Source organism: Kordiimonas pumila, assembly GCF_015240255.1.
In the GTDB taxonomy this organism is placed as follows: domain Bacteria; phylum Pseudomonadota; class Alphaproteobacteria; order Sphingomonadales; family Kordiimonadaceae; genus Kordiimonas; species Kordiimonas pumila.
The window spans coordinates 1,324,852-1,341,977 of the sequence record NZ_CP061205.1; the positions used below are offsets into that span (position 1 = coordinate 1,324,852).

At 50.3% G+C, this 17,126-nt stretch carries 18 protein-coding genes; 17 read left to right on the top strand and 1 reads right to left on the bottom strand.

What is annotated here, in order from left to right; translation table 11 throughout:
- The first annotated feature begins 15 nt into the window (after positions 1 to 15).
- The 11 genes from ICL80_RS05695 (at position 16) to ICL80_RS05745 (ending at position 9,427) form a co-directional block, all read left to right on the top strand.
- Positions 16 to 948 carry a hypothetical protein gene (locus ICL80_RS05695; protein WP_194215131.1) on the top strand — a complete coding sequence of 311 codons (933 nt, stop codon included), beginning with the start codon at positions 16 to 18 and terminating at the stop codon, positions 946 to 948.
- Between the two features lie 35 nt (positions 949 to 983).
- Positions 984 to 1,460: a hypothetical protein gene (locus ICL80_RS05700; RefSeq protein ID WP_194215132.1), complete on the top strand. Its 477-nt coding sequence runs from the start codon at positions 984 to 986 to the stop codon at positions 1,458 to 1,460.
- Between the two features lies 1 nt (position 1,461).
- Positions 1,462 to 2,013, top strand: a complete 552-nt coding sequence (locus tag ICL80_RS05705) for a hypothetical protein (RefSeq protein ID WP_194215133.1) — start codon at positions 1,462 to 1,464, stop codon at positions 2,011 to 2,013.
- Positions 2,013 to 5,168: a phage tail protein gene (locus ICL80_RS05710; protein WP_194215134.1), complete on the top strand. Its 3,156-nt coding sequence runs from the start codon at positions 2,013 to 2,015 to the stop codon at positions 5,166 to 5,168. The genes ICL80_RS05705 and ICL80_RS05710 overlap by 1 nt, the downstream gene beginning before the upstream one ends.
- A gap of 4 nt (positions 5,169 to 5,172) precedes the next feature.
- Positions 5,173 to 5,583, top strand: coding sequence for a hypothetical protein (locus ICL80_RS05715; RefSeq protein ID WP_194215135.1), 411 nt, complete (start codon positions 5,173 to 5,175; stop codon positions 5,581 to 5,583).
- Positions 5,573 to 5,725, top strand: coding sequence for a hypothetical protein (locus ICL80_RS05720; protein ID WP_194215136.1), 153 nt, complete (start codon positions 5,573 to 5,575; stop codon positions 5,723 to 5,725). Before ICL80_RS05715 ends, ICL80_RS05720 begins: the two co-directional genes overlap by 11 nt.
- 220 nt (positions 5,726 to 5,945) lie before the next feature.
- On the top strand, positions 5,946 to 6,185 hold the full coding sequence (locus tag ICL80_RS05725; protein ID WP_194215137.1) for a hypothetical protein: 240 nt from the start codon (positions 5,946 to 5,948) through the stop codon (positions 6,183 to 6,185).
- Complete coding sequence (locus ICL80_RS05730) at positions 6,182 to 6,760, top strand: D-Ala-D-Ala carboxypeptidase family metallohydrolase (protein WP_228073828.1); 579 nt, start codon at positions 6,182 to 6,184, stop codon at positions 6,758 to 6,760. Before ICL80_RS05725 ends, ICL80_RS05730 begins: the two co-directional genes overlap by 4 nt.
- 111 nt (positions 6,761 to 6,871) lie before the next feature.
- Complete coding sequence (locus tag ICL80_RS05735; protein ID WP_194215138.1) at positions 6,872 to 7,285, top strand: 3TM-type holin; 414 nt, start codon at positions 6,872 to 6,874, stop codon at positions 7,283 to 7,285.
- Positions 7,286 to 8,683, top strand: coding sequence for a hypothetical protein (locus ICL80_RS05740; protein ID WP_194215139.1), 1,398 nt, complete (start codon positions 7,286 to 7,288; stop codon positions 8,681 to 8,683).
- 195 nt (positions 8,684 to 8,878) lie between these two features.
- Positions 8,879 to 9,427, top strand: coding sequence for a WG repeat-containing protein (locus tag ICL80_RS05745; RefSeq protein WP_194215140.1), 549 nt, complete (start codon positions 8,879 to 8,881; stop codon positions 9,425 to 9,427).
- Positions 9,428 to 9,599: 172 nt separating this feature from the next.
- On the opposite strand, the gene ICL80_RS05750 is transcribed toward ICL80_RS05745, so the two are convergent.
- Positions 9,600 to 10,553, bottom strand: coding sequence for a response regulator (locus ICL80_RS05750; protein ID WP_194215141.1), 954 nt, complete (start codon positions 10,551 to 10,553; stop codon positions 9,600 to 9,602).
- 239 nt (positions 10,554 to 10,792) lie between these two features.
- Here ICL80_RS05750 and ICL80_RS05755 point away from each other — a divergent pair, with 239 nt between their 5' ends.
- The 6 genes from ICL80_RS05755 to ICL80_RS05780 all read left to right on the top strand — a co-directional run bounded on the left by ICL80_RS05755 (position 10,793) and on the right by ICL80_RS05780 (position 17,075).
- Positions 10,793 to 11,827, top strand: a complete 1,035-nt coding sequence (locus tag ICL80_RS05755; protein WP_194215142.1) for a calcium-binding protein — start codon at positions 10,793 to 10,795, stop codon at positions 11,825 to 11,827.
- A 172-nt stretch (positions 11,828 to 11,999) separates the two neighbouring features.
- The gene (locus ICL80_RS05760) at positions 12,000 to 12,746 is read left to right on the top strand and encodes a 4'-phosphopantetheinyl transferase family protein (protein ID WP_194215143.1); all 747 of its coding nucleotides are present in this window, start codon (positions 12,000 to 12,002) and stop codon (positions 12,744 to 12,746) included.
- Positions 12,747 to 12,884: 138 nt separating this feature from the next.
- The gene (gene kdsA / locus ICL80_RS05765; RefSeq protein ID WP_194215144.1) at positions 12,885 to 13,727 is read left to right on the top strand and encodes a 3-deoxy-8-phosphooctulonate synthase; all 843 of its coding nucleotides are present in this window, start codon (positions 12,885 to 12,887) and stop codon (positions 13,725 to 13,727) included.
- 8 nt (positions 13,728 to 13,735) lie between these two features.
- Positions 13,736 to 14,251 carry a KdsC family phosphatase gene (locus ICL80_RS05770; RefSeq protein WP_194215145.1) on the top strand — a complete coding sequence of 172 codons (516 nt, stop codon included), beginning with the start codon at positions 13,736 to 13,738 and terminating at the stop codon, positions 14,249 to 14,251.
- Positions 14,248 to 14,997, top strand: a complete 750-nt coding sequence (gene kdsB / locus ICL80_RS05775; RefSeq protein ID WP_194215146.1) for a 3-deoxy-manno-octulosonate cytidylyltransferase — start codon at positions 14,248 to 14,250, stop codon at positions 14,995 to 14,997. Before ICL80_RS05770 ends, kdsB begins: the two co-directional genes overlap by 4 nt.
- Positions 14,994 to 17,075, top strand: a complete 2,082-nt coding sequence (locus ICL80_RS05780; protein WP_194215147.1) for a capsular polysaccharide biosynthesis protein — start codon at positions 14,994 to 14,996, stop codon at positions 17,073 to 17,075. The genes kdsB and ICL80_RS05780 overlap by 4 nt, the downstream gene beginning before the upstream one ends.
- Positions 17,076 to 17,126: the final 51 nt, after the last annotated feature.

The following is a 17,126-nucleotide window of genomic DNA, read 5'->3' on the forward strand; positions in this document are numbered from 1 at the left end:
AAAAGTACGGATAGCATGACAGAAGAACAAACAGCCGCTTCGGGCGAAGGCGGCGGCGCTGCCGCACAGGCAGAACCGCAAAGCGCCCTTGCAAAGTTGCCCGGTGTACTGACAGATGCTACGGGCAAAATTCAGCCGATTATTGATATGTTGCAAGAGGTTGGCTTAGGTGCTGCGGCCAAACCGCTTGAAATGCTGGTCGATGCATTAAACGGCGGCGCTGCCAATGTGCAGACAGTGGTTGATGCTGTTGTTGAAAACAAAGAAAATGGTGTGGTGGGGCAGGCACTGGGCGGTGCTTCAGCCTTTCTCGGCGCTATAGCACCTGAGGGTGATGGCGGCAGCTTTCTTGAAAAAGTTCAGGAAAAAGTCACGGCACTTTCAGAAATCTGGAACACATATTATGCTGATCTGATTGATAAAGATGGCAAGCTGAATAAAGAGAAGGCCAAAAATCTGGCACTTGAGGTGGGCGATACCATTTTAGGCGCCAAAAAAATGGCTGTAGTGCGCAAGGCACTTGCTATTGGTGATGCTATCCGGAACACCGCTGTTGGTGTTACCTCAGCCTTAAAAGAGCCTTTTCCAGAAAATATTACAGCTGTGGCATATGCTGTAGCAAAGGGGGCCGCGTCCCTTGCCACCATTAAGGGGCAGGCCCACGATGGCCTGTCAAAAATCCCGTCTACGGGCACCTATTTGCTTGAGCAGGGCGAGCGGGTAGTGGGTAGCCGCCTGAACGCAGACCTTTCCAGTTTTCTACAGGCGCAGCAAAGCAGCAGTAGCCCTGCCTATGACCGTAGTTCCCACGTGACCAACAGCCCGTCTATTAACCTTACAATTAACGGTGAGGCCAGCGGGGATGCCGTTTATTCAAACCGCAATGCGCTTGAAGGTATGATCCGCAATATTTTTGCTGATTACGCGATGGAAGCCCCCTTCGCCTAAGCCCTTGTTTTTACCCGCCCTAGCCGGAGTATTCCATGACTGACATATATTTACCGGCCACGCCGGCACCTGCTTCTGTGCGCATCACACCAAGGCAGCGCACCAAGGTTTCAACTGCCTCAAGTGGCCGTATTTTAAGCAGGCTGTACGGCGGGCAGTCATATTCCATGACCCTGGTTTATAACCCCATGCACAAAGCAACCGCTGCGCCGCTGCTTGCCTTTTTGCAGGAAATGCAGGGGCGGCACGGCATTTTTAGGGTGGATGTACCGCAGCTTAACGGGGTTGGCGGCTTGAATGTGGGCAGTTTTGTGAATTTTTCTGATGATACAAAGCTGCATATGATTACCGGCACTGGCCCCCTGACATACAGCCCGCCGCAGCGGGGTAGCGGTACTGTATCGGCCACAAGCCCTTATATGCGCTGCTCGTTTACCAGCGACACACAGGAATTTTCCCTTGCAAAAAACGGGCTTATCAGCCTGCAACTTGAACTGGTGGAAAGGGTTTAACATGCTTTCTGTATCATCGACTTTAGCGGCAGCATTGGCCGCAGAGAGCCTGCGGTTTGCTTGGCTTATTAACCTGCCTGCGAATATTTACCTAACCGACTGGGGCGTGGATATTAGCTACGGCGGCCACACATATATTAGCCAGGGCGATATTCTTACCTTGCCGTCTATTGTGCGCGAGCGCGAAATAAAACTGCAAGGCTATAGCCTGACACTTTCTGGCGCTGACCAGCAATATGCAGGTTTATTAGCAGCCTCTAACCGCACGGGTGCTGAATGTACGGTGCAACTTGTATTACTGGATGCTGGCGGCAGTGTGGTTGGGGGCGAGGCAATTGGCATGTACAAAGGCACGTTCCACACATGGCAAGAGCAGGAAAGTGGCAGCAATTCCACTCTGACAATCAGCCTTACCAGCCCTTGGTCGAAACCAAACCTGACAGCAGGCCGTATGACCAGCAGCAATAATCAGGAAGATATCTATGCGGGCGACAAGTTTTTCCAATATGCGCACCGTGAACGCGAAAATATTGGCTGGGGGGCAGAAAAATAATGGGTTTTCTAGGTTTTTTAACTGGCATTCTGGGCCTTACGAGTGCGCCAAAGCGTAAAATTGAACTGCAAAAAGTTTCGGCTGCGGCGGGCCTGCCCATCATATACGGGGAACGCAGGGTAGACCCCATAACCGTGTTTAAGGTGGTGTCTACAAACAATATGCCGATCACAAATGCGGCAGCTTATAACCATGTTTATAACCCGTTTCCCCTCCACGAGTATGAAAAGTCATACGATGACAATAACTGGCTAAACCGTATTGACGTATGGGGGCAGGGCGAAATCTCTGCCATAAGGCGTTTTTGGGTGGACGGCGATTCCCACACAGCAGCGCGCTTTAATGCCCGGCCTTACATTCGCACCATGAGCATGTACGGCACCGAAACCCAGCCCGCCGCAGCCGAGCTTGCTTTAGGTCACAGCGACTGGACAGCAAACCACAAAGGCCTTGGTGTGGCTTACACATGGTCGCGGTTTTTGGCGTCGCACAGCAAACCACAGTTTGATTCCGAACCGGAACTAACCGCGCTGGTGCAGGGTGTTAGGGTTTATGACCCGCGCGACGATGACCAAAGCCTGAGCGACCCGTCAACATGGCTGTATTCCAATAACCGTGCGCTTGTTGCCCTGAACTACCTGATGAGCAGTTACGGCCTGAATGCACCAGACAGCGATATTGATTTTGCAAGCTTTGCGACAGCGGCTGATCTCTGCGACAGCGATATGGATATCCCGGCGCGGCAGGTGAACCAGACAGGCGCTGTTATTCCGCTTTACTGGGACAGGGCCCTTGGTAATTTTACCACTATCCCAATTGGGGCATTTTACAGTGATCAGCGCCCCGACCAAACAGGCACCACACAGCCGCTTTATACCGCAGATGTGGTGCTGGACCCTAAAGAGGGGGTGGTGAAAAACACCAAAAAGCTGCTTGAAGGCATGGGGTGGTCGTTGCCGTGGTCAAACGGCAAGCACAAGCTCATCATTGAAGATGTGGTGGCTAGCCCGGTTATGAGCTTTGATGAAAATACCATAATGGGTGGCTGGACCATTGAACGCGGCATGCGCAGCGAACGCCTGAACCGGGTGACGGTTGAGTTCCCGAATGCAAACAAGGATTATGAGCTGGATACCGTTAGTTGGCCAGAACTTAGCAGCGACCAGTACAGCGATTACCGCGATGAAGATAACGGGCAGGAACTGCACACAAATATAGCGCTTGAAAGCGTGACAGATTTTTACCGTGCGCAGGCCTATGCCGAATATGTTGTGCGTAAAAGCCGGGTTAGCCCGGTGATCAAAAAACTGCAACTGGCACCAAAGGCCCTATTGCTGGAACCGGGTGATGTAATAGCAATTACCTATGCCGATAAAGGCTTTAATAACAGTTATTTCATGGTCGAAGCGGTTACAATTTCGTCTGATCTTGATGTGTCGGTTGATCTGATAAAGTATGATCCCACGGTGTACGGCGCACCAGCGCTTGTTGAAGAGCCACTGGTAAACAGCCCCTATAACCCTGACTTGTGGCTAGACCCACCGGCCCTGCAAGACCTTGAACTAACGGCAAACTATGAAACCAATGCTGATGGCAGTGTGATCAGCGGTGTTGTTGTTGCGTGGGCAGCCCCCACAGGCGGCCCAACCGTTGCATCGGTTGAGGTTGCATGGAAAAAAACCGCAGATAGTGTTTACGGCGCCAGCATGATTTTAACAGGCGGTAGCACGTCTGCCATTATTAACGGCCTTACAAGCGACGAAAGTTACGACGTGAGCGTGACCTATACCACGCAGCGCGGCATAACATCTGACCCTGTTGAGGCCACTCTTAATCTTGTTGGTGTGCCCACAAAACTTGATAATATCGAGGACGGTGCCACCAGAACCGTGCACCGGGGTGCTTACGATGACAGCGAAACCTACAGCAAAGGCGATGTTGTTACCTATTTGGGCAGCAGTTATATTTTTACAGCCCTTGCGGCAACATCAGGCGTGGAACCTGACGATACCGATTACTGGGCACTGCTCGCCGCAGGGGGCAGCTACAAGGATATTCGCTTCAAGCGGGCGGCAACCCAGCCTGCAACACCGACAGAGGAAAACCCGGCTGGCTGGGCTGACGGCCCACCAGAGGCAGACGGCACCCCCTTGTGGATGACAACAGCGTTAAAACACTCAGACGGTAGCCTGATCGACGTGTGGACCACCCCGCAGGAAGTGGGGGGTAGTGGCCTTGAAATTGAATATTCTTCTGATGCCATAAGTTGGCACGCCGCGTTTTTAGTGTCTGATTTTTACATGCACCAAAGGCTCGCGGGGGCTGCCGCATGGTCTGACCCTATTCGCATTGTCGGCGAACCGGGCGAAGACGGCGCAAACGGCGGGTATAAAGACTTTATTTATAAACGCTCGGCCAGCCAGCCTTCGACCCCGTCTGGCACCAACCCAAGTGGCTGGTCTGATGGTATTCCGGCTGAAAACGGTAACCCGGCATGGGAAAGCTGGGTATGGCGCAGTGCAAATGGTTCGCTGGCGGGCAGTTGGTCAACCCCGCTGAATATCGCCAGCAGCATTTTTGAACGTGAATATAGTGTGAATGGCAGCAGTAGCTGGCATACCACCCCCACAGCAAGTGATCGTTATTTCAGAGAAAGGCTGGCGGGCACTGGTTCGTGGTCTGCCGCTGTACCCCTGAAAGGGGAAGGGGCGCTATCTGACCTTGATAGTGTTGGAACCGGCGAAATTGATAATAATGCCGTCTCTGAAGCTAACTGGAGCATGAGTACATACGACCTGACGGCTTTACCACTAGATACGGCGGTTACAAAAGGGAGTGTGAGTGTACCAGTCTATAACGCCAGTACAGATAAGGTTGTGGTTACGGCCATTCCGTATCTGGTGATTTCAGGTGGCAGGGCGAATTTCCTGATGAAGGTAAAAGACGGTAGCACCACGAAGGATGGCGGTTTTGTCACAGAAGAAAGCCACACAATCGGGACGGCAGATAAATACAGCGCTATTCCTTTAACAACTCGGTTTCAGGGGGCTATTTCGCCGCCGTTTGAAGTGGAAATTACATGCAATTACTTGTCGTCTGGTGCAGCGGCTTATGTTCGGAATGTTGCGATGACCGCACTCGTGATCAAGAGGTAGCCTTATGTGGATTATTTATATAAATGCTTCCCACCCAGATGCACAAAAACACGGCGCTATTAATTTACTATCAGATAGCGATTTTTTATCAGCGGTAGCCTGCATGGGTGCCTATCATTCAATCATTGAAGGGAGCGCTGACCCACAAGTGCACTATGTGGATGTGGCAACCGAAACTGTTATGGACAAAACAGCGCTAGGGGCAATCCTAAGCACAACAACATTTACGGCGGACGGTGTTGCCGAGGCTGTTTTGTCGGGCCTGCCTCTGCCGTTCAATGTGCTGGTAAATAATGAAGTAGTGACGGTAAGCGATGGCTCGCTTGAAGTAACGGCAGAGGAAACAGGAACCATTCGGATTTTGTGTCAAAGCGCAAAGTACTTTGAAGAAAGGTACACAGTCTATGCGATTTAATGTCAGGAAAAATAAACCGGTACAGCATAAAAGCCCGATCGAGTTTCTGCCACTTGAAGAAGCCGAGCTTATTATAAAAAAGACAAAAATACCTGCTGCAACCAAAGAGATGCTTGTCGCTTTACTGCGCCGCATTGGTTAATTTAAAACGCTAACAGAAAAGTAATCCTTATGAAAAACCTGATCTTTGGGTGGCTTTATGCTGCCTTTTCCTATGTGCAAAAAAGGCTCGCTCAGGCGGGCCTTTTTTTATGCGTGATCTCTGAAAAATGCCGCTTCCTGCCTGTACTGCCTAGAATGCGGGGGCTTGTGGTGGCGGCTGTACTAAGCCTTTTTCTGCTTGTGGCGGTGTGGGTGCTGCTATGTTGGTAGGGACCAAACAGGAATATAACCTGGCAAACGGTGCGGCTGTGCTTGATGGCAGCACCACAGCAAACGCGGCCTTGATGCGCGCAACCCTCGCGCTTGACCGTATCGAACGGCACGAGGAAGAATGCAAACGCCGCTGGGGACTGGTGGTGAAGCTGATGCTGGTGGCGCTTACCAAACTTGGCGGGCTTACCATGTTTTTGGTCGCAGACAAGCTTGGGTGGTTGTCATGAGCGGGTACCGGCTTACCGGTAGAACCGGCTATAACATGACATTTGACCAATCTGAGGCGCTTTCCCCGCATTTTACCCTGCGCGAACTTACCCGCAGCAAAACGGCAGAAGCCCAAGGGCTGTATAACATCCCGCGGGAGGTATCAGAACATGCGAACCTGAAGGCGCTGGCAGAATGTGTGCTGGAGCCAGCCCGGCTTCTGTTGAATGCCCCGCTTATCATTACCTCTGGCTATCGCTGCGCCACGCTCAACCGGCTTATTGGCGGCGCCCGCAACAGCCAGCATATGCTAGGGGAAGCCGCCGACTTTATCCCCCGCGGGCTTAAGGTGGCAGATGCAGCCTTCACGCTTGCCGCCCTCGACACCTTACCGTTCGACCAGCTTATTTACGAAATGCGGGAACGCACCGGCAAGGAACTGCAGCAATGGGTACATATTTCGCACCGACGCATGGGCGGCAACCGCCGTGAGGTGCTCACCTTTTTTCGCAGCGATAACGGCGAACAGCAGGTAGCACAGGGCATTAAGCCGCTGGAGCATTTTGTTTCGGAGGCGGAACATAATGCGGCGTGATCTGGTATCTGACCTCTTACAAACTGGCCTGATGCTGGCGGCGCTTGCGGTGCTGGTACATGCTTTTTGGCACTGGCCGCTTTAGAGAACCTGCTACTATAGGAAATCATTATGGGTATTCCCTTGCTTGATACCATTTTAGGCGTGGTTACCGGCCCCATCGACAAACTGATTGTTGATAAGGACAAAAAAGCCGAATTTATCCACCAGATCGAGATGGAAATTCTGCGCACCGGCATGGCGCAAATGGAAGTAAACCGCGAGGAAGCAAAACACCCGAGCGTGTTTGTGGCTGGTTGGCGGCCTTTCATTGGCTGGGTGTGTGGTTTTGCCCTTATGTGGCATTTTATGGGGGCTGATATCTTTAGCTGGCTGCGCCTTGCCTTTTTCCCTGATATGCCGGCCCCGCCTGCACTTTCCGGCACTGAAACGCTGGTAACAGTTCTGATGTCCATGCTGGGCCTTGGCGGCCTTAGAACTATTGAAAAGCTGAAAGGCGTTAGCCGGGAAAAGTGGAGGGAATAGGTGATAATAGAAATTGAAAGATCTATAGGTAAAGGGAAATCAAATTATAAGCATGACGTTGCAATAATTCAATTAGCGTTAAAGAACATTTCCTATTCTAAAGGCATTTATTATACAGATGCAATATCAGGGCAAGTGAGTGAAAGTTTATATGAAGCTATAAAAAAATTTGAGGTTGAGCATGAGTTTCGGTCAGAGGAAGAGCCTAAAGGTAGCAAAAATATATATAAAAAAAACGACCCTGTTACTTTATTGCCGAATAGTCCTGTTCTAAAAAAAATGAACCAATTACTACGGTTAAGAGTTCATAAAGTTGCTTCAATTCGCCATACTTCTATTTTGTATGTTATTGAAAGTTCTTTTGTTAACAGTACGGCCAAGCCTCAAAATTGCCCTGTCCCCAATGAGTTTGGTGCCATGCTGTTTCAAAAACTTGAAACATTACTCAAAGCATATTCTTCTCATATAAAAGATGGGAAAAAAATTAGGTTCAGTGCTCAATTATTTGATGTAACGTCAGATTTTCGTTACAAGCTTTCTCTTGTTCTTCAAGGTGTATCGTTCCTTAACAAAGACACGGGGCAAAGAATAACCGGTATTCCAAGCGATTTTATTCGTATTATAAAAGCTGATTTGCCATCAGGACCATGGACCTTTGGGGGACATGAGAAATATAATCAAGAAATTGGTATGTTTTTTTTATCGAAGCAGAAGGCACCGTTTTCTGGGACGTCCCTAATTGTTCCAGCTGGGTTTGAAAAAATCTCTTTAAACCAAATTCAAAGCCTTTCATCTGATAAGATTATTCGCAAAATGATCTTGGTTGTATTGCTGCATGTTTTTGATAGTGGTAGGCGATTGGGCGTTTTGGCCTTAAACGAATTAATGAATGTTTTACAAAGACATTTACCAAATATTCATAAGGACTTAGCTTATCTTATATCTACTATGTCAGGCTTGCCGTTATCGAATGGCTGCGGTGCTGAAGATGGTATAAAGGTTCCTGACTTTCCACTGGGCTACAATTTTTTAGAACCATGCAATAAACATGATAAACGTTATACTTATATTAATTGGTCCAAAGAAGAGGCTGACGAAGCATTTGAGGATGAACTCCTAGAAGTGGTCAGTAAACAGTCTTGGATGCTGAGAAGCCCACAAATAAGGTTGGTATATTATCATATGGGGGTAATGGTAGCTGAACTTTATAAAGGGGCGGTATCGAAGCTTGGTCATGATGCTTACCGTGAAGCTCAGGAAGAGGCATGGAGAGAAGGTTATCTCGATCCCAATAAGCCATTTGATCCAAGAATATATATGCCTCCTGCTCCTCAAAAAAGCGATCCGGTTTCTGTTCCTGCTCCTGAACCTTTTTTACCTAGTCATGAGGTTCCTTAGTAAACAAGTAGATGTAGTTTCTTAACTGTACGGTTTTTTTTACATTGATAATAGATGCGTCAGGTGTTTGGGGTGATGCATCAGGGCATTTTACAGTCTGGGATGGTCAGAAAACGCGTGATAAGTCTGAGGACTATTTTTTAAAAGCCATAGCTGTAAGGCTGTGGTTTTTACCTGAATAAAGGGGTGATTACCGTGCGGTATGTATTTTATTGTCTCCTGATGGGCCATTTACTGTCTTTTACGGCTTTTGGCTGTGACAGCTCTATGTGCCGGGCAAAAGAAACATTAGAGCTATACCAAGAAGCGGGTTTATGGGGGTATAAAACACAAGATGGCACTATTCGTATAAAGCCTCAGTATCATTTAGCTCATGGTTTTACAAACTATGGCTATGCCTTCGCAGATGGTTACCTGATTGATGAAAATGGCGATAAGCGTTTTAAAGGGTATCTTTATGACAACGGCCCTGATTATCTGGTCGAGGGGCTGATGCGCTACATGGATGAGGGCAAGGTTGGTTTTTTAGATGCCTGCCTGCATGTTGTGGTGCCCGCAGAATATGACTTTGCTGCGCCGTTTCAACAGAGCAGGGCATATGTCTGCAATGGCTGCACCGCAGTAGCGGAAGGCGACCATTTTGCCGTACAAGGTGGTTTGTGGGGGCAGATCGACAGGCAGGGGCAGCTTGTTGTACCACTTCAGTATAGCAGAGATGAAGTTTACGATCTGGGCCAGCCTTAAAAGGCGAAATTAATAGTGCAGGTGGGGGTGGCCGTTTGGCCGGAGGACGCCAATCACTCGCTATAGTTACCCCGCCTGCACACCTCTCTCGCAGATGCCTGATGTGCCTGAATTTCAACTATAGCGTATAATGATAAATAAAATCTTACCGTAATACACTTTTTTCGAGAATTTATGGGGCGTTGTGCAGCAGCACCAGCTTCTTTTTAAGTGCAGGCTTGATACGTGAAAACAGCATGTGCAATTCTTTGTAAAACTGGTTCGCGTCTGCAAGGTTGTCGTTGTAACCCATAATTTCAAGCTGGGCCGCTGCATTCGACATATGCTCTGCCCCGAATATCAAACTGGTAGATTTCAACTGGTGCGCCAGTTCCCCCACCTTTTTGGCATCCCCAGCCACAACAGCTTCACCGATCGCTTTGATCAGGCTTGGAGCCAGCACTAAAAAATCTTCCATCATGCTGCGGTAATCATTTTTTAAAATGGCATGATATTCCCGCACGGTTTCCCAGTTTAAAAGTGAAAGCTCGTCTTCCCCTGCTATGGCGTGAATGTCATCGTCGTCCAGCGGCTTTGCTACTGCTTTTTCCAGTGGAAGTTGCAGTTCTTTTCGCATGATGTTCAAAAGGTTTATTTCGTTTACCGGTTTTTTGACAAAAGCCGCCATACCTGCTTCGGCGTATGGGGGCCAGTCTGCTTTTGTCAGGTTTGCTGAAATGGCCACAATCGGCACGGTTTTATAGGCACCACCAAGTGCCCGTATTTCACCCGTAATATCTGTGCCATTGTATTTGGGCGGGCTTACCTCCACCAAAATCATATCAAACTCTGTTTTGTGGCACAGGTCCATCGCGTCTGCTTTTTTGCGGGCGGCTTGTGTGTCAATGCGCGATTTAGCAAGCATCTGTGTCAAAATACGGTGCATTATGGTGCTGGTATCCAGCACCAGTACAGTGGCAAGCGGGGGCAGGGCTGGTTCTAAAGGCTGTGTCTCTGCTTCATCCTCACCCGCAATCTCCTCTTTATTCTCGGTGTTTTCTGCGCTTTGGCCTGCTGTTGCGGGCGTGTTTTCCTCTGTGTCTGGCAGGGAGACATCGCTTTTTTCTTGCGGTGTGACAGGTGACATGGGCGTGCTCTGTACTTTTAATCTAGTGGGTTTTGATGGCAAACTAACTGGAAGTGCCTTCAGGTACGGCGTATGCTCAGTACAGCACATAGCTGTTAAAAAGGTGTGAATAAACGATGCAAATTTTAGCGTGTGTTTTGATAAAAGCCATTTCCTGAAGCCTATGTTCATTTTGCATTCAGGCGGTCTGTGTTCTTTTAGGGCTAACAACAAAGTAATAGCGGCATGAGGAGACCATAATGGCTTACAGTATTATCATTGGCGGGCATTACCACTTTAACGGTTCGGGTAGTAACAGCAGCTTCTTTGCAAGCGGCGGCGATGATTTTCTCGTTGGTGGCGGCGGTAACGATTATCTGGTGGGCTACGGCGGTGATGACCTGATTATCGGCGGCGGTTTTGATGATGGCTACTACAGCGATATAAGCTGGTACGGTTATAGCTATCCTGATGACCCCTATTATTATGATGGCCGTGATACGCTTGTTGGCGGTGACGGTAACGACACGCTTGTAGGCGGTGGCTGGCAGGATGGTCTGGTTAGCGATAATGGCTGGTTTGAACTGGGCGAAGAAGTAACGGCAGGCTATGCGTCAACAAACGTAATCTGGGCAGGCAGCGGCAATGACCTTGTGGTTGGCGGCAACTATGCCGACATCATCGGCGGTGGCAGTGGTCATGATGATATTTTTGCGGGCGGCGGTGCAGACGCGGTTTATGGTGGTAGCGGCGACGATTATATCTGGGGCGATGGCGGCTTTGATGATCTATACGGCGGTACCGGCAACGACAGCGTTTTTGGCGGTACGGGCGATGACATTTTGGGTGGCAGTTCTGGCTATGACGATCTGTACGCCGGGTCTGGTAACGATACGGTTTATGGTGGCTCTGGCGATGATATAGTGGCCGGTGAGGCGGGCCACGATCTGCTATACGGCGGCTCTGGCTGGGATACGCTTGAGGGCGGCAGCGGCGATGATGACTTGTTTGGCGGTAGCGGCGATGATGTGCTGAACGGCGGCACAGGGCAGGACTATTTCTATTTTGCCGATGGTCACGGGTTTGACATTGTTGAAGACTTTGACCTCTATGATGACACGCTTGTTTTCAGCGGTCTGTCAGAGATCAGGGACGATTTTGACCTAGCCTATTATTCTTACGATGCAGTGGTAGACGGGAACCACGGCCTAATGGTGGAAACCACAGCAAATGACACGATTTTCCTGATTGGGATCGATCACAGTGACCTGCCATATGTGGATACAATTTATTAAATAGTGCTCCAGTGATGGACTAAAAACCCTGCCCCTATAAGTATTGGCGGGGTTTTTCCCTTGAAACCAACGTGCTTCATGCTTAAATTTCGTAATTAAATCGCCTTGTGGCTGGTGATGTTCTGTAAAAAGTGTCAGGCAATTGCTTGTTACAGAATGGGAGCGTTTGTGTATGACAGGTGATGCAGGTTCACTTGAGCGAGTAAAAATAAAGATCCGTGCGGCAGATGCCGCCCTTACAAAACAAGATATGCTTTCAGAAGCGGAGCATGCACGACTGGCAGGCATGCACGAAGGTGCGCGCCCGGCCTTTGTAACAGCGCGTACCATGCTGCGGGAAATGTTGGGCGGTTATATGGGCCTGTTGCCGGGGGCCGTGCCTTTGCATCAGGCGGGTGCGGGCCGCCGTGTACGGCTGGATGGTTTTTCACAGGATGAACCGCCGTTTTTTTCTGTGTCGCATACAGGCGGTGCAGAAGACGGTATTTCGGCTATTGCGGTTAGTGAAACCACGCCAATCGGCATAGATATTCAGCAAATTGACCCCGAAATTCAATGGCAGCGCGTGGCTGAACGCCGGTTCCCTGAAGCAGAGGCAGAGCTTTTGCTCGCCATGCCTGAATCAGAAGGGCAGATGCTGTTTTTTACGCTGTGGGCGATCAAGGAAAGTTTTGTTAAAATGGAAGATGGCACCCTGATGTCATATTTGCGGCAAATAGAACTGGATATGACAGACGGGCAGTTTTCGTTAAAAGTGCCCAGCCCAAAAGGGACGAAAAAAGCCCATATCTTTTTTCATTATATACCCGAATTTGAAATGGCAATTGCTGCTGTTGCAGCCAGTCCTGTTGTTTTTGAACTGGATAGCACTATTATGATGGCAAACAGGCGGCCTGATCCGCTTTCAAACAGTGCGTAATAACCCTCGATAATTTTATGCCTTTATGTGACAAGCTACTTGCGATTTTTGTAAACGCAAGGTAGCGATAGATATGTACTATGTAGCTTGATAGTGTAAGCCACATATACGATCAATTGTTTGGGCGGCAGATAAGATATGGTTAAATCGGTCTCGATCGGTAGTGATATTACTGTTTCGAATGAAACACCTTTTGTGCTTTTTGGCGGAATGAATGTTATTGAAAGCCGTGATCTGGCTTTTGAGGTTGCCGGGCATTTTGTAGAAGTTACCAAAAAGCTTGGCATTCCCTTTGTGTTTAAAGCAAGTTTTGACAAGGCGAACAGGTCGAGCATTCACAGCTTTCGCGGGCCGGGGCTGGACGAAGGCCTGAAAATTCTTGCCGATATTAAGGCTGAATTCGGCGTACCTACCATTACAGATGTGCACGAACCAGAACAGGCCCGGCCAGCAGCCGATGTGGCAGATGTTATTCAGCTACCGGCGTTTTTGGCGCGGCAAACCGACTTGGTACAGGCCATGGCCCAAACGGGCGCAGCTATCAATGTAAAAAAACCGCAGTTTTTGGCACCGGCTGAAATGCAGCATATCATCAGAAAATTTGAAGAAAGCGGCAATGACCGGATTATGCTGTGTGAGCGGGGCAGCATGTTTGGGTATAATAACCTGATTGTTGATATGCTGGGCATGGACCAGATGAGACACCTGGCCCCTATTGTGTTTGATGCAACCCACGCTTTGCAGCGCCCTGGTGGCCGGTCTGATAGTGCGGGTGGCAGGCGCGAGCAGGCGGCAGCCCTTGCCCGCAGTGGCATGGCGCTTGGTATTGCAGGCCTTTTCCTTGAGGCACACCCAAACCCTGATGAAGCCTTGTGTGATGGGCCTTGTGCCTTATCGCTTGATGCACTTGAACCCTATCTTGCGCAGATGAAGGCGATTGATGATCTGGTAAAAACCTTTGATCCGGTTGTAACGGAGTAGGGTTTGTCATGACCATAAAGCTTTTAGCCCTTGATGTGGACGGCGTGCTGACAGACGGCACGCTTTATTACACTGCGGCTGGCGAAGAGATGAAAGCTTTTAACGCGCAGGACGGTATGGGCATGAAACTTTTATCGCGGCTTGGGGTTCAGGTTGCGGTTATTTCTGGCCGCAAAAGTGCGGCTCTTGAGCGTAGGCTTGACGATCTGGGGGTTTATCACCGCCGCCTTGCATGCGGTGACAAGATAAAAGGCCTTGAAGATATATGCGCTGATATGGGTGTGACGCTTGCCGAGGTTGCTTTTATGGGCGACGATCTGAATGACCTGCCTGTCATGCAGGTATGCGGCTATAAAATAGCGCCGGTAAATGCCGTTACGGCGGTTATTAAAAGCGCTGATTTTGTAACGGCGCGGGATGGCGGCAGGGGTGCGGTGCGCGAGGCATGCGACCATTTAGCGGGCCAGCTGGGCCTGTCGCTTGAAACGGCGGCAAGCGGCGTTACGACGGTCCTTGTGCAATGAAGGTTGTAATACCAGCGCGCTATGGTTCCACGCGCCTACCGGGCAAACCGCTTGCTGATATTGCTGGCAAACCCATGATCCAGCATGTCTGGGAACGCGCGGTTGAGGCAGTGGATGACAGGAACGATATTATTATAGCGGTGGATGATGACCGGCTGGTTAAGACAGCCGCTGCTTTTGGGGCACGGGTGGTGCTTACAAAAAACGACCATGAAAGTGGTACGGACCGCATAGCCGAAGTTGCGGCTAAAATGAACTGGGCTGATGATGAGGTTGTTGTAAACCTGCAAGGCGACGAGCCACTAATGCCGCCTCAGCTTGTAAAACAAGTGGGGACGGCGCTGGCCGAAAACCCAGAGGCTGCGATCGCAACGGCTTCATGCATTATCCTAAAGCCTGAGGATGTATCAAACCCCAATATTGTTAAAGTGGTAACAGACAGGGCGGGCTATGCGCTTTATTTTTCGCGGTCGCCTATCCCTTATGACCGTAGCGGTGTTATTGACCTGTCACGGTTTTCCTATCAGCGTCATATTGGCCTTTATGCCTACCGTGTTGCAACGCTAAAGCAGCTTATATCGCTCCGGCCTGCAAGCTTAGAGCGCATAGAACAGCTTGAGCAACTGCGAGCGCTGGCAGCGGGCATGACAATTCTGGTTGAGGCTGTTAGCAGCGCCCCTCCCCACGGGGTGGATACCGAGGCAGACCTAGAAGCGGTTCGGGCTTATTTCAGGAAACAGTCATGAGCGATGATAAAATCCGGGCGGCAACCGGGCCAAAAGCTTTAACCAGCTCACGTGGGATAGCGGGCGACAAAGCCATGGCTGCACTTTTGGGGCGGCCTGTAAAGTTGGGGCTTTCATCAGCAACGCCAGCAGATGTAGTTGTGGGCTGGGGCCAGAAAGACAATACCGAAAAGGCCCGCTTGTATGCCAAAAAAAACGGGCTGCCATATTGGCGGCTTGAAGATGGTTTTATTGGGTATTTAAGCCACCCGGCAATTGATAAACGCAGGCTTTCGCTTATTATTGATACCACCGGTATTTACTATGATGCCCACAGCCCCAGCGACCTTGAGAATATGCTGAACCAGGATGACTGGATTACGCCCGACCTTATCGAGCGGGCCGAAACGGCCATGGCCCGCATGCGCAGATGGCGTATCTCAAAATATAATCAGTCACCCGCTGAAATACCGGCATGGCTGCAGGTTGAGCTTGCGGCCTATAAAGGCCCCAAGGTGCTGGTGGTAGACCAGACATTCGGTGATAAATCGATTACTGACGGTATGGCGTCTGACGATATGTTCCGCACCATGCTGGAAGATGCACTGGCCGAAAACCCTACGGCGCTGGTGCTGGTGAAGGTGCACCCTGATGTCATGCTGGGCCAGAAACGTGGCCACTATGACCCAGAGCGTGTAATGGACCGGGTGCTATTTGTGGCAGACGATGTTGCCCCCCAGAGCCTGATCGAAAAGGTTGATCAGGTGTATGTGGTGACAAGCCAGATGGGCTTTGAAGGGCTGATCGCGGGTAAAAAAGTAAGCTGTTACGGCCTCCCGTTTTATGCCGGTTGGGGCCTGACACACGACAAACAACTGTGTGAAGCGCGCATTGCCAACCGCAGCCTTGCTGAACTGTTTGCCGCCGCCTATATGCTCTACACCGTTTATAACGACCCATATACCGGCAAACGGGTTGAGATTGAGCGCATTCTGGACCTGCTGGTTGCCGAGCGGCAAATGGCACGGCCACGAGCACAGCGTACCTTTGCTGTTGGCTTTAGCCTTTGGAAGCGCGGGTTTATACCAGAATTTTTGGGTGTGGGTGCTGGCACTGTTCAGTTTATCAAGCCAGCAGTGCTTGCAGCCCTTGACTATAAAGAAGGTGATATGGTTGTGCTGTGGGGCCGAAAGCACGATACGGAAGCCGCAGTTATACCGGCACATGTGCCGGTGTGGCGTATGGAAGATGGCTTCTTGCGCTCTGTTGGGCTGGGCAGTGATCTGAGGCGGCCTTCATCTCTGGTGCTTGACCGAACGGGTATATATTATGACGGTACGGCGCCGAGTGATCTGGAAAGTTTTTTGGCGGCGCACAAGTTTGACGATGCTGATATAGCGCGCGGCGAGCGCTTGCGACATAAAATACGCTCTGCCCGTGTGAGCAAATATAATGTGGGCGAACATGGGGCCTTAAATTTCCGCGAGGCGGCGGGTAAGCGCGAGGTTATTTTGGTGCCGGGGCAGGTGGAGGCAGATGCCAGTATCCAGTATGGGTCGCCCACGCTTAAAACCAATGCCGGGTTGCTTGAGGCTGTGAAAGCCGCAAAGCCGGATGCCTATATTATTTACAAGCCACACCCCGATGTGGTGAGCGGCAACCGGGCGGGCGATGTACCGCAAACAGTGCTTGCCCAAACAGCACAGGAAGTTATTACCGAAGCTGATATCATTGATGTGCTTGAAGCGGTGGACAGTGTTCATACCATGACCAGCCTGACAGGTTTTGAGGCGCTTATTTCAGGTAAAAATGTCACCACATATGGCATGCCGTTTTATGCGGGCTGGGGCCTGACAACGGACATGTGTAGCTTGCCGCGCCGGGGGCGCAAGCTTTCGCTCGATGCCCTTGTTTATGCGCTTTACTGCGTTTATGCGCGCTATGTGCGCTGGCCGGAAGGTGCAAGCTACAGCCCTGAGGCACTGGTGGAAGAACTGGCCCGCACACCGCGCGGTGGCCCAATCGCTGCCGGGCCTTTTGCGCCCGTTACCCGGCTTGGTCGCAAAGCAAAATACTTCCTTGATGCCATGCGGCGCTAGCCCTTTGTCCTGTCTAGACTGAAGGCTTTTGGTTACATTGGCGGTTAGTAT

Bases quoted from the DNA above. Each gene is read 5' to 3' on its own strand.
- ICL80_RS05755 (WP_194215142.1), top strand. From the start codon at position 10,793: ATGGCTTACAGTATTATCATTGGCGGGCATTACCACTTTAACGGTTCG.
- ICL80_RS05710 (WP_194215134.1), top strand. From the start codon at position 2,013: ATGGGTTTTCTAGGTTTTTTAACTGGCATTCTGGGCCTTACGAGTGCG.
- kdsB (WP_194215146.1), top strand. From the start codon at position 14,248: ATGAAGGTTGTAATACCAGCGCGCTATGGTTCCACGCGCCTACCGGGC.
- ICL80_RS05715 (WP_194215135.1), top strand. From the start codon at position 5,173: ATGTGGATTATTTATATAAATGCTTCCCACCCAGATGCACAAAAACAC.
- ICL80_RS05700 (WP_194215132.1), top strand. From the start codon at position 984: ATGACTGACATATATTTACCGGCCACGCCGGCACCTGCTTCTGTGCGC.
- ICL80_RS05760 (WP_194215143.1), top strand. From the start codon at position 12,000: ATGACAGGTGATGCAGGTTCACTTGAGCGAGTAAAAATAAAGATCCGT.
- ICL80_RS05705 (WP_194215133.1), top strand. From the start codon at position 1,462: ATGCTTTCTGTATCATCGACTTTAGCGGCAGCATTGGCCGCAGAGAGC.
- ICL80_RS05735 (WP_194215138.1), top strand. From the start codon at position 6,872: ATGGGTATTCCCTTGCTTGATACCATTTTAGGCGTGGTTACCGGCCCC.
- ICL80_RS05720 (WP_194215136.1), top strand. From the start codon at position 5,573: ATGCGATTTAATGTCAGGAAAAATAAACCGGTACAGCATAAAAGCCCG.
- ICL80_RS05725 (WP_194215137.1), top strand. From the start codon at position 5,946: ATGTTGGTAGGGACCAAACAGGAATATAACCTGGCAAACGGTGCGGCT.
- ICL80_RS05730 (WP_228073828.1), top strand. From the start codon at position 6,182: ATGAGCGGGTACCGGCTTACCGGTAGAACCGGCTATAACATGACATTT.
- kdsA (WP_194215144.1), top strand. From the start codon at position 12,885: ATGGTTAAATCGGTCTCGATCGGTAGTGATATTACTGTTTCGAATGAA.
- ICL80_RS05780 (WP_194215147.1), top strand. From the start codon at position 14,994: ATGAGCGATGATAAAATCCGGGCGGCAACCGGGCCAAAAGCTTTAACC.
- ICL80_RS05695 (WP_194215131.1), top strand. From the start codon at position 16: ATGACAGAAGAACAAACAGCCGCTTCGGGCGAAGGCGGCGGCGCTGCC.
- ICL80_RS05770 (WP_194215145.1), top strand. From the start codon at position 13,736: ATGACCATAAAGCTTTTAGCCCTTGATGTGGACGGCGTGCTGACAGAC.
- ICL80_RS05750 (WP_194215141.1), bottom strand. From the start codon at position 10,553: ATGTCACCTGTCACACCGCAAGAAAAAAGCGATGTCTCCCTGCCAGAC.